20 protein-coding genes and 1 tRNA gene are annotated in these 19308 nt (G+C 68.1%); 8 read left to right on the forward strand and 13 right to left on the reverse strand.

Translation table 11 applies throughout. The features are described 5' to 3' along the window. Positions 1–77 precede the first annotated feature (77 nt). Positions 78–683, forward strand: coding sequence for an aspartyl/asparaginyl beta-hydroxylase domain-containing protein (locus PFX90_RS14235; RefSeq protein ID WP_285713238.1), 606 nt, complete (start codon positions 78–80; stop codon positions 681–683). Here PFX90_RS14235 and PFX90_RS14240 read toward each other — a convergent pair. Together PFX90_RS14240 and PFX90_RS14245 are read right to left on the reverse strand one after the other, a co-directional pair. Next, complete coding sequence (locus PFX90_RS14240) at positions 628–1290, reverse strand: hypothetical protein (RefSeq protein WP_285713239.1); 663 nt, start codon at positions 1288–1290, stop codon at positions 628–630. The two genes, PFX90_RS14235 and PFX90_RS14240, sit on opposite strands and share 56 nt — an antisense overlap. After that, complete coding sequence (locus tag PFX90_RS14245; protein ID WP_285713240.1) at positions 1287–2978, reverse strand: S8 family serine peptidase; 1692 nt, start codon at positions 2976–2978, stop codon at positions 1287–1289. Before PFX90_RS14245 ends, PFX90_RS14240 begins: the two co-directional genes overlap by 4 nt. Positions 2979–3130: 152 nt before the next feature. On the opposite strand from PFX90_RS14245, the gene PFX90_RS14250 reads away from it, so the two are divergent. Beyond that, the gene (locus tag PFX90_RS14250; protein ID WP_285713241.1) at positions 3131–3655 is read left to right on the forward strand and encodes an RNA polymerase sigma factor; all 525 of its coding nucleotides are present in this window, start codon (positions 3131–3133) and stop codon (positions 3653–3655) included. Next, positions 3652–4446: an anti-sigma factor gene (locus PFX90_RS14255; RefSeq protein WP_285713242.1), complete on the forward strand. Its 795-nt coding sequence runs from the start codon at positions 3652–3654 to the stop codon at positions 4444–4446. Before PFX90_RS14250 ends, PFX90_RS14255 begins: the two co-directional genes overlap by 4 nt. A 28-nt stretch (positions 4447–4474) precedes the next feature. On the opposite strand, the gene PFX90_RS14260 is transcribed toward PFX90_RS14255, so the two are convergent. The 4 genes from PFX90_RS14260 to PFX90_RS14275 are packed head-to-tail and all read right to left on the reverse strand — an operon-like array spanning position 4475 to position 8515. Further along, positions 4475–5545, reverse strand: a complete 1071-nt coding sequence (locus tag PFX90_RS14260) for a porin (RefSeq protein ID WP_285713243.1) — start codon at positions 5543–5545, stop codon at positions 4475–4477. Between the two features lie 53 nt (positions 5546–5598). Further along, complete coding sequence (locus PFX90_RS14265) at positions 5599–6393, reverse strand: alpha/beta hydrolase (RefSeq protein ID WP_285713244.1); 795 nt, start codon at positions 6391–6393, stop codon at positions 5599–5601. Continuing rightward, positions 6393–7430 carry a hypothetical protein gene (locus tag PFX90_RS14270; RefSeq protein WP_285713245.1) on the reverse strand — a complete coding sequence of 346 codons (1038 nt, stop codon included), beginning with the start codon at positions 7428–7430 and terminating at the stop codon, positions 6393–6395. The genes PFX90_RS14265 and PFX90_RS14270 overlap by 1 nt, the downstream gene beginning before the upstream one ends. Then, entirely contained in the window at positions 7427–8515 is a 1089-nt protein-coding gene (locus tag PFX90_RS14275; protein WP_285713246.1) for a DUF1611 domain-containing protein, read from the reverse strand. The genes PFX90_RS14270 and PFX90_RS14275 overlap by 4 nt, the downstream gene beginning before the upstream one ends. A gap of 176 nt (positions 8516–8691) precedes the next feature. Here PFX90_RS14275 and PFX90_RS14280 point away from each other — a divergent pair, with 176 nt between their 5' ends. Further along, the gene (locus PFX90_RS14280) at positions 8692–9882 is read left to right on the forward strand and encodes an OprO/OprP family phosphate-selective porin (protein ID WP_285713247.1); all 1191 of its coding nucleotides are present in this window, start codon (positions 8692–8694) and stop codon (positions 9880–9882) included. A gap of 174 nt (positions 9883–10056) precedes the next feature. Here the strand turns inward: PFX90_RS14280 and PFX90_RS14285 are convergent. Continuing rightward, positions 10057–10146, reverse strand: a tRNA-Ser gene (locus PFX90_RS14285). Between the two features lie 181 nt (positions 10147–10327). Here PFX90_RS14285 and hspQ point away from each other — a divergent pair. Together hspQ and PFX90_RS14295 are read left to right on the forward strand one after the other, a co-directional pair. After that, on the forward strand, positions 10328–10708 hold the full coding sequence (hspQ, locus tag PFX90_RS14290; RefSeq protein WP_285713248.1) for a heat shock protein HspQ: 381 nt from the start codon (positions 10328–10330) through the stop codon (positions 10706–10708). 27 nt (positions 10709–10735) lie between these two features. Beyond that, the gene (locus PFX90_RS14295; protein WP_285713249.1) at positions 10736–11359 is read left to right on the forward strand and encodes a hypothetical protein; all 624 of its coding nucleotides are present in this window, start codon (positions 10736–10738) and stop codon (positions 11357–11359) included. Here PFX90_RS14295 and PFX90_RS14300 read toward each other — a convergent pair. Continuing rightward, on the reverse strand, positions 11349–12251 hold the full coding sequence (locus tag PFX90_RS14300) for an ABC transporter permease (RefSeq protein WP_285713250.1): 903 nt from the start codon (positions 12249–12251) through the stop codon (positions 11349–11351). The genes PFX90_RS14295 and PFX90_RS14300 overlap by 11 nt on opposite strands. Positions 12252–12327: 76 nt before the next feature. Between PFX90_RS14300 and PFX90_RS14305 the strand changes: the two genes are divergently transcribed. Both PFX90_RS14305 and PFX90_RS14310 read left to right on the forward strand, forming a co-directional pair. Further along, positions 12328–13035 carry a GcrA family cell cycle regulator gene (locus PFX90_RS14305; protein ID WP_285713251.1) on the forward strand — a complete coding sequence of 236 codons (708 nt, stop codon included), beginning with the start codon at positions 12328–12330 and terminating at the stop codon, positions 13033–13035. Between the two features lie 273 nt (positions 13036–13308). Further along, a complete protein-coding gene (locus PFX90_RS14310) occupies positions 13309–14265 on the forward strand; it encodes a DUF481 domain-containing protein (protein ID WP_285713252.1) in 957 nt (318 codons plus the stop codon). Here the strand turns inward: PFX90_RS14310 and PFX90_RS14315 are convergent. The 5 genes from PFX90_RS14315 to PFX90_RS14335 form a co-directional block, all read right to left on the reverse strand. Then, positions 14253–14933 carry a spermidine synthase gene (locus tag PFX90_RS14315; protein WP_285713253.1) on the reverse strand — a complete coding sequence of 227 codons (681 nt, stop codon included), beginning with the start codon at positions 14931–14933 and terminating at the stop codon, positions 14253–14255. The two genes, PFX90_RS14310 and PFX90_RS14315, sit on opposite strands and share 13 nt — an antisense overlap. A 72-nt stretch (positions 14934–15005) precedes the next feature. Next, positions 15006–17297, reverse strand: a complete 2292-nt coding sequence (pnp, locus tag PFX90_RS14320) for a polyribonucleotide nucleotidyltransferase (RefSeq protein WP_285713254.1) — start codon at positions 17295–17297, stop codon at positions 15006–15008. A gap of 177 nt (positions 17298–17474) precedes the next feature. Then, positions 17475–17744: a 30S ribosomal protein S15 gene (rpsO, locus tag PFX90_RS14325; protein WP_017666453.1), complete on the reverse strand. Its 270-nt coding sequence runs from the start codon at positions 17742–17744 to the stop codon at positions 17475–17477. 12 nt (positions 17745–17756) lie between these two features. After that, positions 17757–18677: a tRNA pseudouridine(55) synthase TruB gene (gene truB / locus PFX90_RS14330; RefSeq protein WP_285713255.1), complete on the reverse strand. Its 921-nt coding sequence runs from the start codon at positions 18675–18677 to the stop codon at positions 17757–17759. Next, on the reverse strand, positions 18674–19249 hold the full coding sequence (locus PFX90_RS14335) for a thymidine kinase (RefSeq protein WP_285713256.1): 576 nt from the start codon (positions 19247–19249) through the stop codon (positions 18674–18676). Before PFX90_RS14335 ends, truB begins: the two co-directional genes overlap by 4 nt. Between the last annotated feature and the right edge of the window lie 59 nt (positions 19250–19308).

Genomic DNA, 19308 nt, shown 5'->3' on the forward strand with positions numbered 1-19308 from the left:
GCGGCATCCGGGAATAACTCCTCACGACAATCCGTTCTTGCCCTGATCGCGATAATCGCAGGACGGGAGGTCGCCTCATGAAATATTTCAGGCTGGTTCGGGAGCGGATCGACACCGCCCCCCTGCTTGCCGAAATCGCCGCAAACACAGGCGCCTTCGAGGCGCATCGCGGGCGGCAGGAGAAGGTCACGGTGCAGCGCGAGGCGCTTGCGATACCCCTGCGCGGCGTGCGGGCATCGGCCATCGGCGAACGCCAGCGGCGCGATGTCCATGAAACCCGGTGGACCAGCGGTTCGCCGCAATATCCGCTCGCCCGCGCTTTTCTGAAGTCAATCGCGCGCGATCTCGATGGCGAGCTGTCACGCGCGAAGATCGTCTGCCTGCCGCCGGGTCACCGCGTCTATCCGCACATCGACCGGGGCGAATATTACCGCCTGCGCGACCGCTATCACCTCGTGCTCAAGTCATCGGGCTCGTGGATGCGTGCGGGCGACGAGGAGGTGCGGATGCGCAACGGAGAATTGTGGTGGTTCGACAACGACCAGCTGCACGAGGCCCGCAATGACGGGGATGACGACCGGATCCACCTGATCTTCGATCTGCGCCCGCGCGATGGTGCGGCGCTGGTCACGGCCGGCGCGGCAGGTCGCGATCTGCCGATGCCTGACGCGCGAGCGCACTGAGCCGGGCCGGGCTGGCGGCGGGTCCCGACAGGGCGGCGACCAGCTCGACCTCGCGCTTGCTGCCGCGCAGGTAGTTGATGCTGACCCGGCGGATGTAATGGCCGAGCTCGGGCGCGTAGTCCCATTCGCGCCGCTCGATCAGGCGCATCGTGGTCGATGAATAGCGGTCGCACACCACCGGAACCGCTTCGAAGGAGCCGGCCTTGACGGTGAAGCCGCGCAGCTTGCCGGACTTGCACACCCACAGGGCGACCGACCGCCTGAGCGCCGCCTCGGGGCTGGTGCGCGTCTCGCTCACCACGCGAAAGCGGACCGAGCGCGGGCGGGCCATCGGCCAGATCGCGTCGGGATTGCCGTGCACCTCGCGCCTGCCGGTGCCCCTGCCGCTGCGCCATGCCAGCACCGGCACGATGAAGTTGCGGCTGCGGGTGTAGCTCGGACCGGATAGGCCGGCCCAGATGACCGTGTCCCCGCGGCTCTCGACCACGCGTTCGACCCGCCCGTCGGAAAAGACGAAGGCATCGCCGCCCTCGTATTGCGGGAGAGCAATGGGGGAGGGTAACGCCGTGGCGGCGGCCGCTGCTGCGGCGACCAGGCTCAGGGTCATGGCCGCTCCCCGATCAGGCCCACGCCGTAGATCGGATCGCGTCCGCGCGGGCCCAGATCGCGGGCCTCGCCCTCGAGCGCCTGCACCGCGCGGCGCGAGGCGGCCGTGTCGGGTGTGCGCAGCCGGGCAGCGAGCCTTGCAGCGACGATCGGGGAGGCAAAGGAGGTGCCGGTCGCATCGCGCAGCGCGCCCTTGTCGTCGATCGCCGCGACCGCGACGCCGTGCGCGGCGAAATCTACATAGCCGCCGCGATTGGCATAGCGGTAGACCCGATCCTGGGCATCGACCGCCGTCACGCCGACCACGCCCTCGTAGGCACCGGGGAACACCGGAGGGGCCGCGGGGCCGTCATTGCCGGCCGCCGCGACGATGATGTGGCCCTGTCCCGCGATCCGCGCGATCGCCTTGGCAACGGCAGGGTTGCGCGGGCCGGACAGGCTGATGTTGATCACCGGCACCTTGCGCGCCGCGAGCCAATCGAGCGCCTTGATCAGCGCGAAGCTCGATCCGGCTGTCTCGCGCGGGCCGCTGAAGATGTCGGCGACGTAGATCCGGGTGGCGCGGTCCGGGTTGCCCTTTGTTCCCGAAACCAGATAGGCGACCGCTGTGCCGTGCAGCCGGGCTTCGGTCTGCTTGCCGTTGAAGGCCTGCTGGGTTAGCTGCACATGCTTGAACTGGGCGAGATCGCCGGCGACGCCGGTGTCGATCAGTCCGATTTCGCAGCCGCAGGCCACACGCGGCGGCGCGGCCTTCCCGCGCGCCTTGCGGGTGCGGGTGGCGGCGCTGTCGAACAGGTGGTTGAGGCCGATGCTGTCGGGATCGCCGAGCGCGTCCAGCGCATCGCGGGCAGCCTCTCCGGTGATCTGCGGCGGGCCGCGCAGCAGCAGCAGCGTGCCATCGACCGAGGCCAGCTGCTCGCGGGCGACGACCTCGAAGCCCTGCCCCTCGAGCAAGGCGAGGTCATCCTCGCTCAGATCCAGCGCGACGAATTCCCCGCGGCGGTAGCGGAAGCCCTCGTCGTCGGTGTCGATCCGGTCGCGCAGGTCGAGTTCGGCGCGCGTGGCAGCGCTTTCCGCGCCGGGCAGATCCCACGAACCGAGGTTGTCGTCGCTGTCATCGCCCTTGTCGTCGGCCTGGTCGTCGTCGCTGTCATCATCGTCATCGTCGTCGCCGCGGTCTTCGGCATTGCCCTTGCCGGAATTGTCGACCTTGTCGGCATCATCATCGTCGTCCGACTTGCCGGATCCGGAGTTGTCGTCGTCAGAGGCGTCGTCGTCGCTGCCGCTACCCCCCTTGCCGGAGCTGTCGCTGTCATCGTCGTCGCCGCCGTGGCCGGAGTTGCCGCCGTCGTCGCCCGAGCCGCTGCCGCTGTCATCGGAACCGCCATCGCCCGAGCCGCCATCGCCATCGTCGGAGCCCCCGGAATCGACGTCGTCGGGACCGCCCGCATCCGGGTCGCCTGTGTCCGGATCGCCCGCATCGGCATCCCCGTCCGCCCCGGGGTCGGAGCCGGGATCGGCATCGTCCGGGTCGGTGACATCATTGTCCGCACCCGGATCGACAGCATCGTCATCGCCGCCGTCGTCGTCGTCGCTGCCCGGCCCCTGCGCAAACAGCGGCGCGGACAGCGGCGCGCCGGTTTGGAGGCCATGCACGGCCAGCAGCACAAGCACAGCAAACAAGGGCATTCTCGAACGCATCGCCTCTCCCCACGCGCGGGTCGCAGAATATCACGCAGCCGCCGGATTGACCATTGATGAGGATACGGTTCACAGAGTGACTTTATTCCCGCGACTTTTTATGGCTCGGGAATAATCCCGACCGCCGAACCGTTTTCGCCATGAGCCACCCGATGAATGCCGACGAGCAGACAAGACAAGCGCTGGTTGCGCTACTGCCGCGTCTGCGCCGGTTTGCACGGGTGCTCACGGGTAATCTGGCCGATGCCGACGATGTCGTGCAGACGAGCCTGGAGAAAGCGATGCTGAATTGGGATCAGTGGCAACCCGGCACCCGGCTCGACAGCTGGATGTTCCGGATCGCCCGCAACACCTGGATCGACGACCGCCGCCGCGCGCACAACCGCGCCGGGCATGACGACATCGACGCCCTGATGGACATAGCCGGCGATGACGGCGTGGCGCTGGTCGAGGCAAGCGATGCCGCGCGCAAGGTGCGCGCCGCGGTCGACCGCCTGCCGCCCGATCAGCGCGATGTGGTCGCGCTGGTGATGCTCGAGGAGTTCAGTTACCGCGACGCGGCCGAGGCGCTCGATCTGCCGATCGGCACGGTGATGAGCCGCCTGTCGCGCGCCAAGGCGGCGCTGGCCAAGGTACTCGCCATGCCCGAGGGGATGGTGCAATGACCGCCGCCTTCACCGATACCCAGCTCGCCGCCTTCCTTGACGGAACGCTGGAGGACGATGGGCTCGCCCAAGCGATCGAGGCGGCGATCAACGCCGATCCTGCGCTCGCCGAACGGGCGATCGCGCTCGCCGAGGGCGGTGATGATGCCGCCGCGCAGACGGTGCGCGATGCCTTTGCGCCGGTGCTCGACGCGCCGGTCCCGGCCCGCCTGACCGAGGCGCTCGCCGCGCCGGGTGGTGCCGAGGTCGTCAATCTCGCCGACCGGCGCGAACAGACCCGCGCGCTGCCTCAGCCTGCCAACGACACCGGCAGCGGCTGGCGCTGGCCGCAGTTCGCAGGCCTCGCCGCCAGCCTCGCGCTTGGCGTGATGATCGGCGGGCCGCTGCTGGGCGGACGCGAGGGCGCATCTGGGGGCGATCCGGGCGCGCTGCTGCTCGCCAATGCCGAGGTCTCGGCGATGCTCGATGCCGCCCCCAGCGGGCAGGCGCAGGATCTTGCCGCGCTCGGACAGGGAGAGGTGGTGCTGACCTTCCGCAACAGCGCGGGCGCCTTGTGCCGCCAGTTCACCATCACCGCGCCCGGTGGGGCTGCCACCAGCGACGCGCTGGCCTGCGCGGCCAAGGGCGGGGACTGGCAGGTCGAGGCTTATGGCCGCCGTGCGGCTCCGGTGGGCGAGATGAAGCTCGCGGGCGGCGATGCGGCGGTGGGCGTGGTGGCTGCGGTCGACGAACAGATCGCGGGCGATCCGCTGATCGGGCCCGAGGAGCTGGCCGAGCTCAAGCGGAAATAGGCGGGCCGGGGGATCCCCGGCCCTGCCGTCAGATGATGAAGGCGATCTCCATCACCGCGGCCACGCCCTTGTTCACACCGGCGAGCAACTGCTCCTCGCGGAACCGCACCACATCAGCGCGCAGCTGGACGTTGGGGTGGAGCTGGTAGAACCCGCCCGCCCCGATCAGCCGGTTGCTGCGGTCCGAGGCCTTGGTGTAGGCCGCGCTCGCCGCGACACCCCATTCGGGGGTCACCCAGCCCACGCCGCCGTTCACTTCCCACTGATCGAACCCGCGATCGAGCCGGTTGGAATCGCCGCGGTCGACATAGGCGCCGCCGATCCGGAACGGCCCCCGGCGCGCTTCGGCCCCGAGGCTCCAGCTGTCGAGGTCGGCGCGGGTGGTCAGCGGATCGGCCTCGCCTGTGGCATAGCCTGCGCTCGCCCCCAGGATCCAGTCGCCCACCGGCTGCTGATATTGCAGCCCGAATTCGAAGGCATTGTCGAGCGCGATCCGTTCGCGCGAGTCCACGGCGGCCGAATTGCGGCGCACCTTGGGCGACCATGACACACCGCCGCGCAGACCCCCGACCGGCGGCGAGAGGTAGATCACCTTGAAGGCGTCCTGCGTATCGAGCGCGCGCAGCAGCGCCTGACTCCCCGCATAGCGCGAGAACTCGCCGCGCACCTGCCCCAGCGCCACCAGCGGCGCGGCAAAGGCGAGCGTGTCGGCCGGGCCATCCTGCAGGCCGACCTCGATCCGGCCATAGTCGGTTGCGGCAAAGGCGTAGATCTCCCCCGCCTCGAGCACTTCGGAGGCGCGGCGGCGGCTGTTCTGTTCGACATTGAAGCCGATCAGAACCCCGCCGGGCGAGGTCCATTCGGCATTGAGCCGTGCGAAGAGATCGATCTTGGCATCGGGTGAGTCGGTGGCGGGATCCCGGTCCTCGAACACCGCGCCCTGCGCCGCTGCGCCGGCAGTCAGGCGGATGTCGAAGCCCTGCCACTGCACCTCAAGCGGTCCGAGCCCCTCATCGGCCCGCGCGCTCGATGCCCCCGCCAGCGTCAATCCCGCCAGCACGCCGCAGCCCAGCCTGCGCAAACCCCCCAAATTCGGCATATCCCGCTCTTTTCTTTATGGCCCCTCGGGGCATGGCTAATTGAAAACGATTGCTACAGCAACGCCTGCGCGGCGATCTTCAGCAGCCCGCCCTCGGTCACGCATTGATGAAAATCATGGCTCATGCCCGGCAGTGTCAGCAGCGTGGGGGTGCTGTCCTTGCCCTGTGCCTCGGCATAGCTGCGCAGCGCGCGGGTGTAGCACCGCGCGCGGCGCAGGCGGTTGCGGCCCTGGCGCAGGTTGATGATCTCGTCCTGCCGGACCGAGGCGTCGACCCGCGTGTCGCGGTTGCCGACGATCACCGTGGTCGGGATGTCGAGGAACTCCGGCCCGACAATCGCCCCGCCCTTCCCGTCGCCGATGCCGTGGGGGTAGGCGATGTCGGTGTGCGGCATGCAATACCACCCAGCCGAAACCACGCACAGGCGCCGCACCCGGCGGGGATGGAACAGGGCAAAGCGGTGCGCCATCTGCGCGCCGCCCGAAAAGCCGAACAGCGCGAAACGATCGGCCGTGATGCCGTATTCGGCAGCAAGGTCGTCGAGCAGCGCGATAAGCGCGTGGTCGGCGAGCACCTGTCCGCTCTTGCGCGCCACCAATTGCTGATACTGGCCGAACGCCTCGCGGGTGAACAGCGGGGCGATGATCGTCGTCCCGGCAAAGGCGGGGTCGAGCGCAAATCGCATCGCGATCTCGGCAGCGTTGCGGCTGATGCCGTGCACCGCGACCAGCACCGGCTGACCGGGCCTGACATTGGCGATGTAGCAATCGGGCATCGCCCCGTGGCTGGCAGGGCGGAAGCGCGGCTGGGAGGCGGGCGCGACCAGGTCGGGCTTCAGGAAGGGCATCACGACACTCGCTCCTGCGTCAAAGGAGTTGATGGCGGCGCAAGCGCGGCGCGCGGCGCGGCGGAGGATTCGAGCTCGCGCGCCCGCGCCGCGCGGCTGCGCGCCGTCCCCGAGCGGCGCGAGCGCTTGCGGGGCGGGGCGCTGGCGATCAGGCCGGCGAGCCGGTCGAGCGCGATCCGCCCGCCGATCCGCGCGTGGAGCGCGCGCACGCTCTCCAGCAGCCGGGCGGCGATGAAGCCGATCACGGTCAGATGTCCGGCGATCCCGGCATGGCCGCCGCGCCCCCCGGCTTGCCACACCAGCACGAGCGCGGCTGCCAGTCCGGCGAGCGTTGCGACAGCCTCCATCGCGCCGATCGCGGCCGCGCGCGTCACCGAAGCATGCGCCAGCGTGGCAGAGAGCGAGGCGAGTTTGCGGGTGCCATTGCCCTTGCGCGGCGGCGCGCTCTCGAGATCGGCGCGCACCTTGCGCACCATGAAGCGGTTGAGCCGCCCGCGCTCGCGACGCTGCACCAGAATCGCGCGGGACAGCGGCAAGGTCAGCAGCAGGATGACCGCCGTGCCGATCAGCAGAGGAAACAGGCCGATGCGTAGTTGCGGCATGGTGAGGGCGACCCACAGGCCCGCCGCTCCGGCTGCCGTTGCGCTGGTCCACAGCCGCACCGATCCGCGCAAGGCGTAATTTCGCAGCGACGCCATGTCGTTGATAAGACCGGTGAGCCAGCGCGCGCCGCCCTCGCCCGCATTTGCGCCGCGCCAGCGCACCACCGCAGCGTAGAGCGCGGCGCGGCAATCGGCGACATAGCCTTGCGCGAAGCTCTCGCCGACCCAGCGCTGGAGCAGCAGCGCGGTGGCAGCCGCACCCGCGATGCCCGCACCTGCCGCCAGCGCCGAGGGCGCAGGGACGGGGCTGGAGAGCAACTGGTCGAGCTCGGCTGCAAACAGCACCACCAGCAGCGCCTCGCCGATCGCCAGCGTAACCAGCGCCGCGGCAAGACCGCGACGTCGCCCTGCCAGAAGCCTCGGGGCAGAGGTCACGCGGCGACCCGCAATCCGGGCGCGCTGAAGGCGATGCGCGCGGCCGCCACCGGATCGCGCAAGCTGGCAAGATCGGCGAGTTCGATCCCCGTCGCCATCGCCGCCTCGCGCGCGGCGAGCGGAGAGGCCGTGACCAGCCCGGAAATCGCCAGGGGCTCGATTCCGCGCCGGGTCAGCCACTCGCAGCCGAAAGCCGCGCCCATCGCGTCGGCGGCGGCGAACAGGAAGCCGTCGAACCAGCCGCGGGCATGACCGGTCAGGGCCAGCGCGGCGGTCTCCCGCTGGAGCAGCCCGTCGGCGATCTCGACCACCGCGATATCCATCCCCGCCGCGCCGAGACGGGCGAGCAGCAGCTGCGCGACATCGCCCAGATCCTCGTCGGACACCCCGAAGGTCGAGGCATGGCCTGCATCGGTGAAATCGAGCGCCAGCGCCGCCCCGGCATCGCGCATCGACCACAGGTCCCCGCCCGACCCGGTGCCGGTGAGCTTGGCCACGCCGACATTGAAGCCTGCGCGGCTCAAGCCGTGGATCAGCCCGCTGACGGTCGTGGTCTTGCCCGCGTTCATCGAGCTGCCGACCACCGCGATCACCCGGGCCGGGCGCGCGGACGGCGGCGGCGCGAGGGCGAAATCGGCAAGATTGACCGCCTGCCCATCGGCCCGCATCAGCGCGCCGATCACCTCGATCTTCGTGGCGGGCTTGATGCCCGCGTGACGCGAGGAGACCAGCGCTGCCACCCCGCCGCCTGCGACCAGATGGCATGGCCCAAGGTTGTCGGGGACATAGGCCTCGAACTGGTCGGGTGCGTAGCGGTTGCCGTAGGCGACGATGATCTCGTCCCCCTCGTAGAGATCGCCGCGGCGGCCGTGGACATTCTCGAGCCGGCGGTGCTGGCCGAGGCCGGTGACCCGCGCGAGGATGAGGTCGCCCGGCTGCGGTCGGCGGCCCGATCGCACCAGCCGCGATGCCGCCGCCAGATCGACATTGCGCGTGGTGAAAGCGCGCTTGGCTGCCGCGAGCCGCCGCTCGAGCCGCTCGCCATAGGCCACCCCGTCGAGCGACTGGAAGTCATGGATGGTCATTGGCTTGTCTCCTCATGGCTGGGCTTGCCCGATGCTAACGGAGGGGGGGCGCCGCTTATTCCGCAGCGCGCGGAAAAAACTTTGTCGGGGTCGGCGGGAATAAGTGACGGGGCTGTCCCGTTGGCAGCGGGACGGCCCGTGTTCGGGTCGGCCTTGCAGCAACAGGACACCGAGACATGACCAAGCACCCGTTCCGCCCCGCCGCATCGCTGCGCGCCATCGCGCTTGCCGCAGGCCTTGCCGCCCTTGGTGCCGGGAGCGCGGCCTGCGCCGAAGAGGTCGCCGATGCCAGCGCCGACGAGGACGGCCTGACGCTCAAGACCGGCGATATCGAATTCAACCTCGGCGGCAGGCTCCATCTCGATGCTTCGGTGTTCGAGCACGGCCTCACCGACGGCAGCGACGCCGACGTGCGCCGCGCGCGGCTCGAGTTCTCGGCCAAGTTCGGGGATGTGGTGACGGTGCGGGTCGACCGCGAATTCGCGCAGGCCGATGGCTGGCGCAACCTGTGGCTGGCGGTCGAGCCGGTCGAGGGGCTGGAGATCAAGGGCGGCAACATGATCGTCCCCTTCAGCATGGAGGACATGCAGAGCTCGAACACGATGCCGCTGGCCGAACGATCGCTGGCCAATTCCTTCTCGCCCGGCTTCGGCCTCGGCGGCAGCGTCAAATATGCGGGCGAAAGCTTCACCATCGCCGGCGGCTACTTCACCGATGCGCTCGACGACGAGGTCGGGCAGTCGCGGGTGCGCGGCGATGGCTATGTCCTGCGCGCGACCTTCGCCCCCGTCCGCGAGCGCGACAGCTTCCTGCATCTGGGCGCGGCCTATGAACACCGTTCGTTCAACGCCGCCGAACCGCCGCGCTTCACCGCGATCTCCGCCTCGAGCCTTGCCCCCAATCTTGCATCGACCGGCGCGCTTGCAGGCGCGCGCACTCTCGACGCCTATAATGCCGAATTCGCCTATTCCCGCGGGGGCTTGCAGGTGCAGGCGCAGTACATCGCCGCCACCATCGATCGCGTCGCGGCACCCGGCCTCGATTTCAATGGCTGGTATGTCGGGGCGGGCTGGCTCGTCACCGGCGAGCGCTACGGCTATTCGCGCGCCAGCGGCGTGCCGAGCGGGGCGCGGATCGGCAAGAAGGGCGGCGCGGTCGAACTCAACGCGCGCTACAGCCGTGCCGATCTCGACGATCCGGCATTGGACCGCGGAACCGCCACGATCCTGACCGCGGGGGCGACCTGGTACATCACCCGTAACATCCGGGTTCTCGCCAACTACGCGCACACCCGCACGGCCGGCAGTGCGCTGGTGCCCGATGCCAGCGGCAATCTCGGCTTGGTGCGCTTCCAGCTGGCATTCTAGCCGCGGTTGCGCATCGCATCAGGGTCGCGATCTGCTCCGGATGCCGGCATGCCACGTCGAGGCATCCGAAAGCGGAGAGGCGGCTATTGCCGCGGGCTTATCGGTGCACCGGGTTGAGTTCTGGCCCGAACGGGCGTCCGCAATGGTTCGAGATTGCTCAAATCGACGGGCAGCTGGCGGAGAGGGTGGGATTCGAACCCACGTTACCGTTGCCGGTAAACCGCATTTCGAGTGCGGCGCATTCGACCACTCTGCCACCTCTCCGCGAGGCCTGTCGCGCGTATCGCGGGCCGCGCGGTCGGAGGCGGCTGGCGACAGGAAGCGCGCCCGTTAGCCCAAGGTTTCGCCCTTGCCAAGGGGGGGCGGCGCACAAAATGCGGGCATATCTGGCACACCCGGCCCGCGCGCGCTTGTTTTGCGTCGGCAAAGGTCCATATTGCTCCTCATGGAACGTGCTGAGTTCTTCTCGAGCCAGGCCGGACGCACCATCATCGCGCCGCGCCAGACCCGCGCCCGCTTCGGGATCGGCGATGTGGTCCGCCACCGCCTGTTCGCCTTCCGCGGCGTCGTCTTCGACATCGATCCGGTCTTCGCCAATTCCGAAGAGTGGTACCAGTCGATCCCCGAGGACATCCGCCCGCGCCGGGACCAGCCCTTCTACCACCTGCTCGCCGAGAACGAGGATTCCTCCTACGTCGCCTATGTGAGCCAGGGCAATCTCGTCGCCGACGCCGAGGGCGGCCCGGTCGACCATCCCACGGTCCGCCAGCTGTTCGACAGCTTCAAGGACGGCCGCTACCGGATGCGGCGCTCGCTCACACATTGACAACCTTGCCCTGCTAGAAGCGGGGCAATGAGCGAGGCAGGCACCCCCGACAACACCGCGATGGCCCGACTGCGGCAGGCGCTCGAGCGCGAGCTCGGCCCCGGCGAGACGGTCGAATGGCACGGCTGGCAACAGGCGCGGGTCGATCCCAAGCAGTTCCTTTCCTACGTCTTCTCGGTGCCGTGGACAGCGTTCTCGCTGGCCTGGACGGGCATCGCCACCGCCGCCGTCGCCAGTGGCGGGGCCGAGGATGTGGGGTTTGTCGCCTGGGCCTTCCCGCTCTTCGGCGTGCCCTTCGTCGCGGTCGGCGCATGGATGCTCTCGCGCCCCTTCGTGCCCCTGTGGGAGAGGGGCCGCGTGCTGCATGTCGTGACCGACCGGCGGGTCATGAAGCTCGTCATCGGGCGCGAGCTTTCGGTCGATACCCTCCCCGCTGACCGCATCGGCCCCGCCCAGCGCCGCGAGCAGAGCGACGGATCGGGCTGGCTCCGCTTGCCCGTCCGGATCGGGCGCGACAGGGAGGGGGACCGCGAGATCGAATACTTCGATATTGGCCCCATCAACGATGTTGCGGCTGCCAACGCGGCGATTGCGCGGATCGCGCGGGCCGCCCCGTCCGGCGCAGGCAGCGCGTCCGCGCTCAGCTCTTGAGCTTCCAGCCCGAGCGCAGCAGCGCGTAAACCCCGGCCGCCAGCACGCCGTTCAGCACGAGCAGCCCGAGCCCCGCGGCCGCCACATGCGCGCCGTCCCCCATGTCACTCTGGCCGAGGAAGCCATAGCGGAAGCCCGAGATCACGTAGAAGAACGGATTGCACCGGCTCACCGTCTGGAACACCCCGTGGAGGTTGTCGATCGTGTAGAACGTGCCCGACAGCAGCGAGAGCGGCGCGATGATGAAATTGGTGACCGCCGCGTTGTGATCGAACTTCTCGGCCCAGATCGAGGTTGCGAGGCCCACCGTCGCCAGCAGCCACGCCCCCATCAGGCCGAACCACACCACCGCCCACAGATGCGCCGCGCCCAGCGACACGCCCGGCCACAGCGCCATCGCCAGCGCCACCGCGCAACCCACCAGCACCGCCCGCGTGACGGCCGCGCCAAGGATCCCCGCCATCAGCTCGCCCGAAGACAGCGGCGGCATCAGGTAGTCGATGATCGTCCCCTGCATCTTGCCGCCCAGCAGCGAGAAGCTCGAATTGGCGAAGGCGTTCTGCATCATCGCCATCACGATCAGCCCCGGCGCTACGAAGCTGGCGAAGGACACGCCCAGCACCTCGCGCCCCTCACGGCCCAATGCGACGCTGAAAATCACCAGAAACAGTAGCGTCGTGAAGGCCGGAGCCCAGATCGTTTGCGTCTGCACCTTGAGAAACCGGCGCACCTCCTTCATATAGAGCGCCGAGAGCCCCACGCGATTGACGCCCGTGATCACGGGAACACCGCGCGGGGTGAACCGGAAGCTCCCACCGGTCTTGTCATCCGCCGTCACATCCGTCACGGGAGCGGCATTGCCGGAGGGGTTTGCAGTTGCGTTGTCAGCCATGGGCACGGTGCCTAGGCTGCACCCTCGCCGCTGACAAGCACCCGCACCCGCCGGGCACAGGAACAGGTAGAACACTATGAGCTGGACAGACGAGCGCATCGCAACGCTCCGCAAGATGTGGGAAGGCGGCGCGACTGCCAGCGAGATCGCCACCGAACTGGGCGGGGTCAGCCGCAATGCGGTGATCGGCAAGGCGCATCGCCTCGGATTGAAGGCGCGTCCCTCCCCCGTGAAGGCGAACGAGAAGAAGAAGCCCGCCGCCGCGCCCGCGGCCAAGAAGCCGGCTGCACCCGCTCCCGCCGCTGCGCCCCGGGCGCCCGAACCGGCAGAGCGCGCCGCTCCGGTCGAGGCGGCCGAGCGTCCCGCGCCCCGCAGCCCCGCCCCCGCCCCGCGCGCCGAGGCTCCGGCTGCCGACGCCGCCGCGCCCGCTGCTCCGGCGGAGAACCTCCCCAAGATCGTCTCGGTCGGCCCCGGCGGCTTCCTGCGGCAGGGCCCGGGCGACCAGCAGGCCCCGATCCCGCCCGCCCCGCCGCGCCGCCTCGTGCCGGCCAAGCCGAGCCCCGAGATCGCCGGCAAGACCAGCCTGCTCGACCTGTCGGACAAAGTCTGCCGCTGGCCGATGGGCCACCCGGGCGAGCCCGACTTCCACTTCTGCGGCGAGCAGGTGAACCCGGGCTTCCCCTATTGCGTCGAGCATTGCGGCCGCGCCTATCAGGCGCAGCTGCCGCGCGGCGTGCGCCGCCCGCCCCCGCCGCTGCCCTTCGGCGGACCGAGAGTTCGGTAACGCCTCCGAGTCGCCGGTGGCTCCGTTCAGCTTCGCACCTGCGAGGCTGCCGTAGGAGACACATGAGACACTGTATAATGCCAAATTTTCCCCCTCCGCATACGCTCCCTTCCACGGGAGTGATGCGGGGGAGAAAGGGCGGCTGATCGGCATGAACACAGGCTGCGACAAGCAAGGTGCTGTAGGAAAGTGTTTTCTGCGCCCGCGCGCGGCAAGGCTTGCCCTCGCCCTCCACTGAACGCTAGTGAGGGTCGAACCGAAGGGAGCGCTACCGTGAGTGCGGGACGGATCGTCAGCTTCACCATCGCCGCTGCCCTCGCCGGGGTTGCCCAGCCTGCCCTCGCCGAGCTTCCCGAGCCCGTGCGCGCCATGATCGACGCCGCGATTGCCACCGGGGACGAGGGCAAGGTGCGCACCGTCGCGGACATCGCCAAGCAGACCAACCCGGCCGATACCGCCGAGATCGATGCCATCGTCGCCAACTTCAACACCGCCCTCGCCGCGCGCAAGAAGGCCGAGGAGGAGGCCAAGCTCGCCGCGTTGCGCGAGGCCGACCTGTTCGACAACTGGAGCGGCCGGGGCGAGCTCGGGGGCTTCCGCTCGACCGGCAACACCTCGAACACCGGCCTCACCGCCGCGCTCTCGCTCGACCGGCAGGGGATCAAGTGGCGCCACCGGTTGACGGGCCGCGCCGACTACCAGCGCGCGGGCGGGGTCACGACGCGCGAGCAGTATCTCGCGCGCTACGAGCCCAACGTGAATGTCTCGGACAATTTCTACGTCTACGCCCTCGCCCAATACGAGGCCGACCGCTTTCAGGGCTTCGATGCGCGCTACGCGATCTCGGGCGGGATGGGCTATCAGGCGATCAAGGCCAAAGACGTCCAGCTATCCCTGAAGGCAGGCCCGGCCTACCGCGTCACCGAGTTCACCGACGGACGCAGCGAAAGCCGCATCGCCGGGCTGCTCGCGCTCGATTTCGACTGGCAGATCACCGACCGGCTAAAGCTGACGCAGGACACCAATGCGGTGGCCGAGACCGGGGGTTCGGCGGTAGCGATCATCGATTCGCGCAACACTTCGATCGATCTCGTGACCGGGCTCGACGCGGCGATCGCGAGGAAACTGAAGGCGCGGTTCTCCTATGCAGTCGAATATGACAGCAACCCGGCGCCGGGCGCGGTGCAGACCGACACGCTGAGCCGCGTGACGCTGATCTACGATTTCTGAGCGAACCAGATGATGTGATGCGCGCCCTTGTTGTTGGGGCGCGAGCGGACGTTCCATTCGGTCACTTGGAGCCCGGTATCGTAGAGGCGCTTGCGGAAGGCCGGATCGGGCCCCGCTGACCACACCGCGAGAATGCCGCCGGGCTTCAAGGCATCGCGCGCCTTGGCGAGGCCGGTGCGCGAATAGATCCGGTTGTTGGCATCGCGCACGATCCCGTCGGGGCCGTTATCGACATCGAGCAGGATCGCATCGAACTTGTCGCAGGTGCCGTCGTTCGCGTCATCGATCAGCGCGGCGACATCGCAGATCTTCAGGTCGAGCCGCGGGTCCGACAGGCCCTCCCCCGTCAGCGCCACCATCGGCCCCTTGGCCCAGTCGATGATCACCTCGGAAATCTCGGCCACGACGATCTGCGCCTTGGGGCCGAGCTTGGCGGCGGCGGCGCGGTAGGTGAAGCCCATGCCGTAGCCGCCGATCAGGATGCGGGCGTTGGCCTTGCCCAGCCGGTCGATGGTGAGATCGGCCAGCTGCTCTTCCGAGAACCGCATCCGCGTGCTCATCAGCTCGTTGCGGCCCATCACGATCATGAAGTGACCGGCATGGGTGTAGAGTTCGAGGGTGACGCCGTCCTCGATCTGGGTGGTGTCTAGAAGTTCGCGCTGGAGCATCGGTGCAAATCCAAAAGCAAGGCCGCCCGGATCGCTCCGGGCGGCCTCTTGTTCATACCTCAGGAGAGGCGATTAGTCCTTCAGGAAGTCGGGCAGGCCGGCAGGGCCGCTGTCACGCTCGCGCCCGCCGCGGTCACCGCCGCCGCGACCACCACGGTCGCCGCCACGGCCACGGTCGCCGCCGCCGCGGGGCCCGCGACGGTCGCCGCGATCACCACGGTCGCCGCGCGGTTCACGCGGTTCGCGGGGCGGACGGGTGTCTTCCAGCTCTTCGCCGGTTTCCTGGTCGACCACGCGCATCGACAGGCGGACCTTGCCGCGCTGGTCGATCTCGAGGACCTTGACCTTCACTTCCATGCCTTCGGAGACGACATCGGTGGGCTTTTCGACCCGCTCGTTGCGCATCTCCGAGACGTGGACGAGACCGTCCTTGCCGCCCATGAAGTTCACGAAGGCGCCGAAATCGACGATGTTGACGACCTTGCCGTTGTAGATCTTGCCGACTTCGGCTTCCTCGACGATGCCGAGGATCCACTTCTTCGCCGCTTCGATCTCGTCGAGGTTCGAGGACGAGATCTTGATCACGCCTTCATCGTCGATGTCGACCTTGGCGCCGGTTTCGGCGACGATCTCGCGGATCACCTTGCCGCCGGTGCCGATGACGTCGCGGATCTTCGACTTGTCGATCTGGATCGTCTCGATGCGCGGCGCGTGCTTGCTGACTTCGGTGCGGGCACCGGTCAGGGCCTTGGCCATTTCGCCCAGGATGTGCTGGCGGCCGGCCTTGGCCTGCTCCAGCGCCTTGGCCATGATCTCCTGCGTGATGCCGGCGACCTTGATGTCCATCTGCATCGTGGTGATGCCTTCGGCGGTCCCGGCGACCTTGAAGTCCATGTCGCCGAGGTGGTCTTCATCGCCCAGAATGTCCGAGAGGACAGCGAATTCGTCACCTTCGAGGATCAGGCCCATCGCGATGCCCGAAACCGGAGCCTTCACCGGAACGCCCGCGTCCATCATCGACAGACAGCCGCCGCAGACGGTCGCCATCGAGGACGAGCCATTCGACTCGGTGATGTCGCTGAGAACGCGGATGGTGTAGGGGAAGTCTTCCTTGCTCGGCAGCACGGGGTTGAGCGCGCGCCAGGCGAGCTTGCCGTGACCGACTTCGCGGCGACCCGGCGCGCCGAAGCGGCCCACTTCACCGACCGAATAGGGCGGGAAGTTGTAGTGCAGCATGAAGCTGGAATAGCTGAGGCCTTCCAGACCGTCGATCATCTGCTCGCTGTCCTTGGTGCCCAAGGTGGTGGTGCAGATCGCCTGGGTCTCGCCGCGGGTGAAGAGCGAGGAGCCGTGGGTGCGCGGGAGGAAGCCGACGATGGCTTCGATCGGGCGGACCTGATCGAGCTTGCGGCCGTCGATGCGCTGGCCATCCTTGAGGATCGCGGTGCGCACGATTTCGGCTTCGAGCTTCTTCATCAGCTTGCCCGCGACCATCTGGGTCTGGCCGCCTTCGTCCGCGAACGCCGCCTTGGCCTTGGCCCGGGCTTCGTTCAGCAGGTTCGAACGCTGCGACTTGTCGGTGACCTTGTAGGCCGCCGCGATGTCGGCACCGATCAGCTCCTTGAGCTTGGCCTTCATGTCGGCGGTGTTGTCGCTGGTGTCGACGTCCCACGGATCCTTGGCGGCCTTCTCGGCGAGGTCGACGATCGCGCCGATGACCTTGCGGATCTCGTCATGCGCAAACATGACGGCGCCGAGCATTTCGTCCTCGGTCAGTTCCTTGGCTTCGGATTCGACCATCATCACCGCGTTGTGGGTCGCGGCGACCACGAGGTCGAGACGGCCTTCGGCGAGCGCCTTGTCCTGCTTCGGGTTGAGGACATATTCGCCATCGATGTAGCCGACGCGCGCGGCGCCGATCGGGCCCATGAAGGGCACGCCCGAGATGGTGAGCGCAGCCGAAGCCGCGATCATCGCGACGATGTCAGCCTCGGTCTCGCCGTCGAACGACAGGACCTGCGCGATCACGTTGATCTCGTTGTAGAAGCCTTCGGGGAACAGCGGACGGATCGGACGGTCGATCAGGCGGCTGGTGAGCGTTTCCTTCTCGGTCGCGCCGCGTTCACGCTTGAAGAAGCCGCCGGGGATGCGCCCAGCAGCCGAGAACTTTTCCTGATAGTGGACGGTGAGCGGGAAGAAGTCCTGCCCTTCCTTGACGCTCTTGGCGGCGGTCACGGCGCACAGCACCACGGTTTCGCCATAGGTGGCCAGAACGGCGCCATCGGCCTGACGGGCAATACGCCCGGTTTCCAGAGTGAGGGTCTTTCCGCCCCACTCCAGCGATACGGTTTTCGTGTCGAACATTGGTTTTCCTTCTGACCCGCGCGGCCATATTGCCGGGCGGGGCCTCATGTGCCGGGGAAACAACCGTCCCGGTCCGGTGCGGGGCACTGGTCTGGCCCCGGGGCGATGCAGACCGGATGCCTACCAAGCCCCATATGCAGAAAGGGCGGCCCTTTGAGCCGCCCCCTCGCAAAACTCTTACTTACGCAGACCCAGCTTCTGGATCAGGGCGTTGTAGCGCTCGACATCCTTCTTCTTGAGGTAGGCGAGCAGCGTGCGACGCTTGTTGACCATCATCAGCAGGCCACGACGCGAGTGGTTGTCCTTGTGGTGATCCTTGAAGTGCTCGGTGAGGTTGCGGATGCGCTCGGTGAGGATCGCGACCTGGACTTCCGGGCTGCCGGTGTCCTTGGGATCACGGGCGTTCGAGGTGATAATTTCCTGCTTCTTTTCGGCGGTCACCGACATGATATTCTCTTTCTACTCAGCGACATCGGGAAGGTTGAACCCGCGCACGACCGTGGCTGTGCCATCCGAAATTTCCATCAGCGCCACCGGGACGGAGCCCAGCTTGGCGAGGTAGAGCCCGGATGAATGGGGCATGCCAGACAGCACCCGGCCCTGTCGGACCGCCTGCGCGCTTGTCTGGTCGAGGCTTAGGGCCGGGATGTCGTCCAGCCCCGCCTCCAGCGGCAGGAGGAGGTGTTCAAGGCCCCGCCCCTTAGCGCTTTCCTCCATGAAGTCCAGCGAAATCGCCTGTTCCTCGCGGAAGGGCCCGGCCTTGATGCGGCGCAGATAGGTGACATGGCCGCAGGTGCCAAGGGCATGGGCGATGTCGCGTGCGAGGCTGCGGATGTAGGTGCCCTTGGAGACGTGGGCGACGAGAGTTGCATCGTCCAGCGTGCCCTGCCCTTCGACACGGGTGACGGTGAGCGAATGGATCGTGACGGCACGCGACTTCAGCTCAACCGCCTCCCCTGCCCGCGCCAGATCATAGGCGCGCTGGCCGTCGACTTTGAGCGCGGAATAGGCGGGCGGCACCTGCTCGATCGGCCCGGTGAAGCGGGGGAGGACCGCCTCTACCTCCGCCAGCGTCGGCCGCACATCGCTGGTCGCAATCACGGGCCCCTCGGTATCGAGCGTGTCGGTCTCCTCGCCGAACCGGATCGTGAAGGCGTAGATCTTGTCGCTGTCCAGCATCCGCCCGGCGAGCTTGGTCGCCTCGCCCAGCGCGATCGGCAGCACGCCTTCGGCCAGCGGATCGAGCGTGCCCCCATGCCCGACCTTGGTTTTCGCATAGCCGTTCTGCCGCAGCACGCGCTTGACCGCGCTCACGCCTTGCGTGCTGCCCATCCCCTTCGGCTTGTTGAGGATCAGCCAGCCTGACAGCGGCGCGCTCATCCGTTCAGGGCTTCCGAAAAATGCTTGCGGCACAGCGCGACATAGCGGTCGTTGCCGCCGATCTCGGTCTGCTGCCCCTGCCTGACCGCCGCGCCGCTTTCATCGACCCTGAGGTTCATCGTCGCCTTGCGGCCGCAGTGGCACACGGCCTTGAGCTCCACCAGCGCGTCCGCGATCCCCAGCAGGACCGCCGAGCCGGGGAACAGCGCCCCCTGAAAATCGGTCCTGAGGCCATAGCACAGCACTGGTATCCCGCCCTCGTCCGCCAGCCGTGCGAGCTGCCACACCTGCTCCGCCGTCAGGAACTGCGCCTCGTCGACCAGCACGCAATCGAGCGGCTCCACCTTGTGCGCGGCGCTGACGACCGCCCACAGATCGGTTTCGGGCGTGAACTTGTGCGCCTCGCTCTCGAGCCCGATGCGGCTCCTCACCATGCCCTGCGACCGGCTGTCGAGCGCGGCGGTCCACAGCATGGTGCGCATCCCGCGTTCGCGGTAATTGAAATCGGCCTGCAACAGGTGCGAGGATTTGCCTGCATTCATGCTGGCGTAGTAGAAGTAGAGCTTGGCCATCGCGGCTGCCTATCGCTTTGCTGCGCTACGGGCGAGCGCGATGTGAACCTTTTGCGCAA

Source organism: Erythrobacter oryzae, assembly GCF_030271515.1.
Classification (GTDB): Bacteria; Pseudomonadota; Alphaproteobacteria; order Sphingomonadales; family Sphingomonadaceae; genus Erythrobacter; species Erythrobacter oryzae.

Coding starts and splice junctions, on each gene's coding strand:
- PFX90_RS14235 (WP_285713238.1), top strand. CDS start 78: ATGAAATATTTCAGGCTGGTTCGGGAGCGGATCGACACCGCCCCCCTG.
- PFX90_RS14240 (WP_285713239.1), bottom strand. CDS start 1,290: ATGACCCTGAGCCTGGTCGCCGCAGCAGCGGCCGCCGCCACGGCGTTA.
- PFX90_RS14245 (WP_285713240.1), bottom strand. CDS start 2,978: ATGCCCTTGTTTGCTGTGCTTGTGCTGCTGGCCGTGCATGGCCTCCAA.
- PFX90_RS14250 (WP_285713241.1), top strand. CDS start 3,131: ATGAGCCACCCGATGAATGCCGACGAGCAGACAAGACAAGCGCTGGTT.
- PFX90_RS14255 (WP_285713242.1), top strand. CDS start 3,652: ATGACCGCCGCCTTCACCGATACCCAGCTCGCCGCCTTCCTTGACGGA.
- PFX90_RS14260 (WP_285713243.1), bottom strand. CDS start 5,545: ATGCCGAATTTGGGGGGTTTGCGCAGGCTGGGCTGCGGCGTGCTGGCG.
- PFX90_RS14265 (WP_285713244.1), bottom strand. CDS start 6,393: ATGCCCTTCCTGAAGCCCGACCTGGTCGCGCCCGCCTCCCAGCCGCGC.
- PFX90_RS14275 (WP_285713246.1), bottom strand. CDS start 8,515: ATGACCATCCATGACTTCCAGTCGCTCGACGGGGTGGCCTATGGCGAG.
- PFX90_RS14280 (WP_285713247.1), top strand. CDS start 8,692: ATGACCAAGCACCCGTTCCGCCCCGCCGCATCGCTGCGCGCCATCGCG.
- hspQ (WP_285713248.1), top strand. CDS start 10,328: ATGGAACGTGCTGAGTTCTTCTCGAGCCAGGCCGGACGCACCATCATC.
- PFX90_RS14295 (WP_285713249.1), top strand. CDS start 10,736: ATGAGCGAGGCAGGCACCCCCGACAACACCGCGATGGCCCGACTGCGG.
- PFX90_RS14300 (WP_285713250.1), bottom strand. CDS start 12,251: ATGGCTGACAACGCAACTGCAAACCCCTCCGGCAATGCCGCTCCCGTG.
- PFX90_RS14305 (WP_285713251.1), top strand. CDS start 12,328: ATGAGCTGGACAGACGAGCGCATCGCAACGCTCCGCAAGATGTGGGAA.
- PFX90_RS14315 (WP_285713253.1), bottom strand. CDS start 14,933: ATGCTCCAGCGCGAACTTCTAGACACCACCCAGATCGAGGACGGCGTC.
- pnp (WP_285713254.1), bottom strand. CDS start 17,297: ATGTTCGACACGAAAACCGTATCGCTGGAGTGGGGCGGAAAGACCCTC.
- rpsO (WP_017666453.1), bottom strand. CDS start 17,744: ATGTCGGTGACCGCCGAAAAGAAGCAGGAAATTATCACCTCGAACGCC.
- truB (WP_285713255.1), bottom strand. CDS start 18,677: ATGAGCGCGCCGCTGTCAGGCTGGCTGATCCTCAACAAGCCGAAGGGG.
- PFX90_RS14335 (WP_285713256.1), bottom strand. CDS start 19,249: ATGGCCAAGCTCTACTTCTACTACGCCAGCATGAATGCAGGCAAATCC.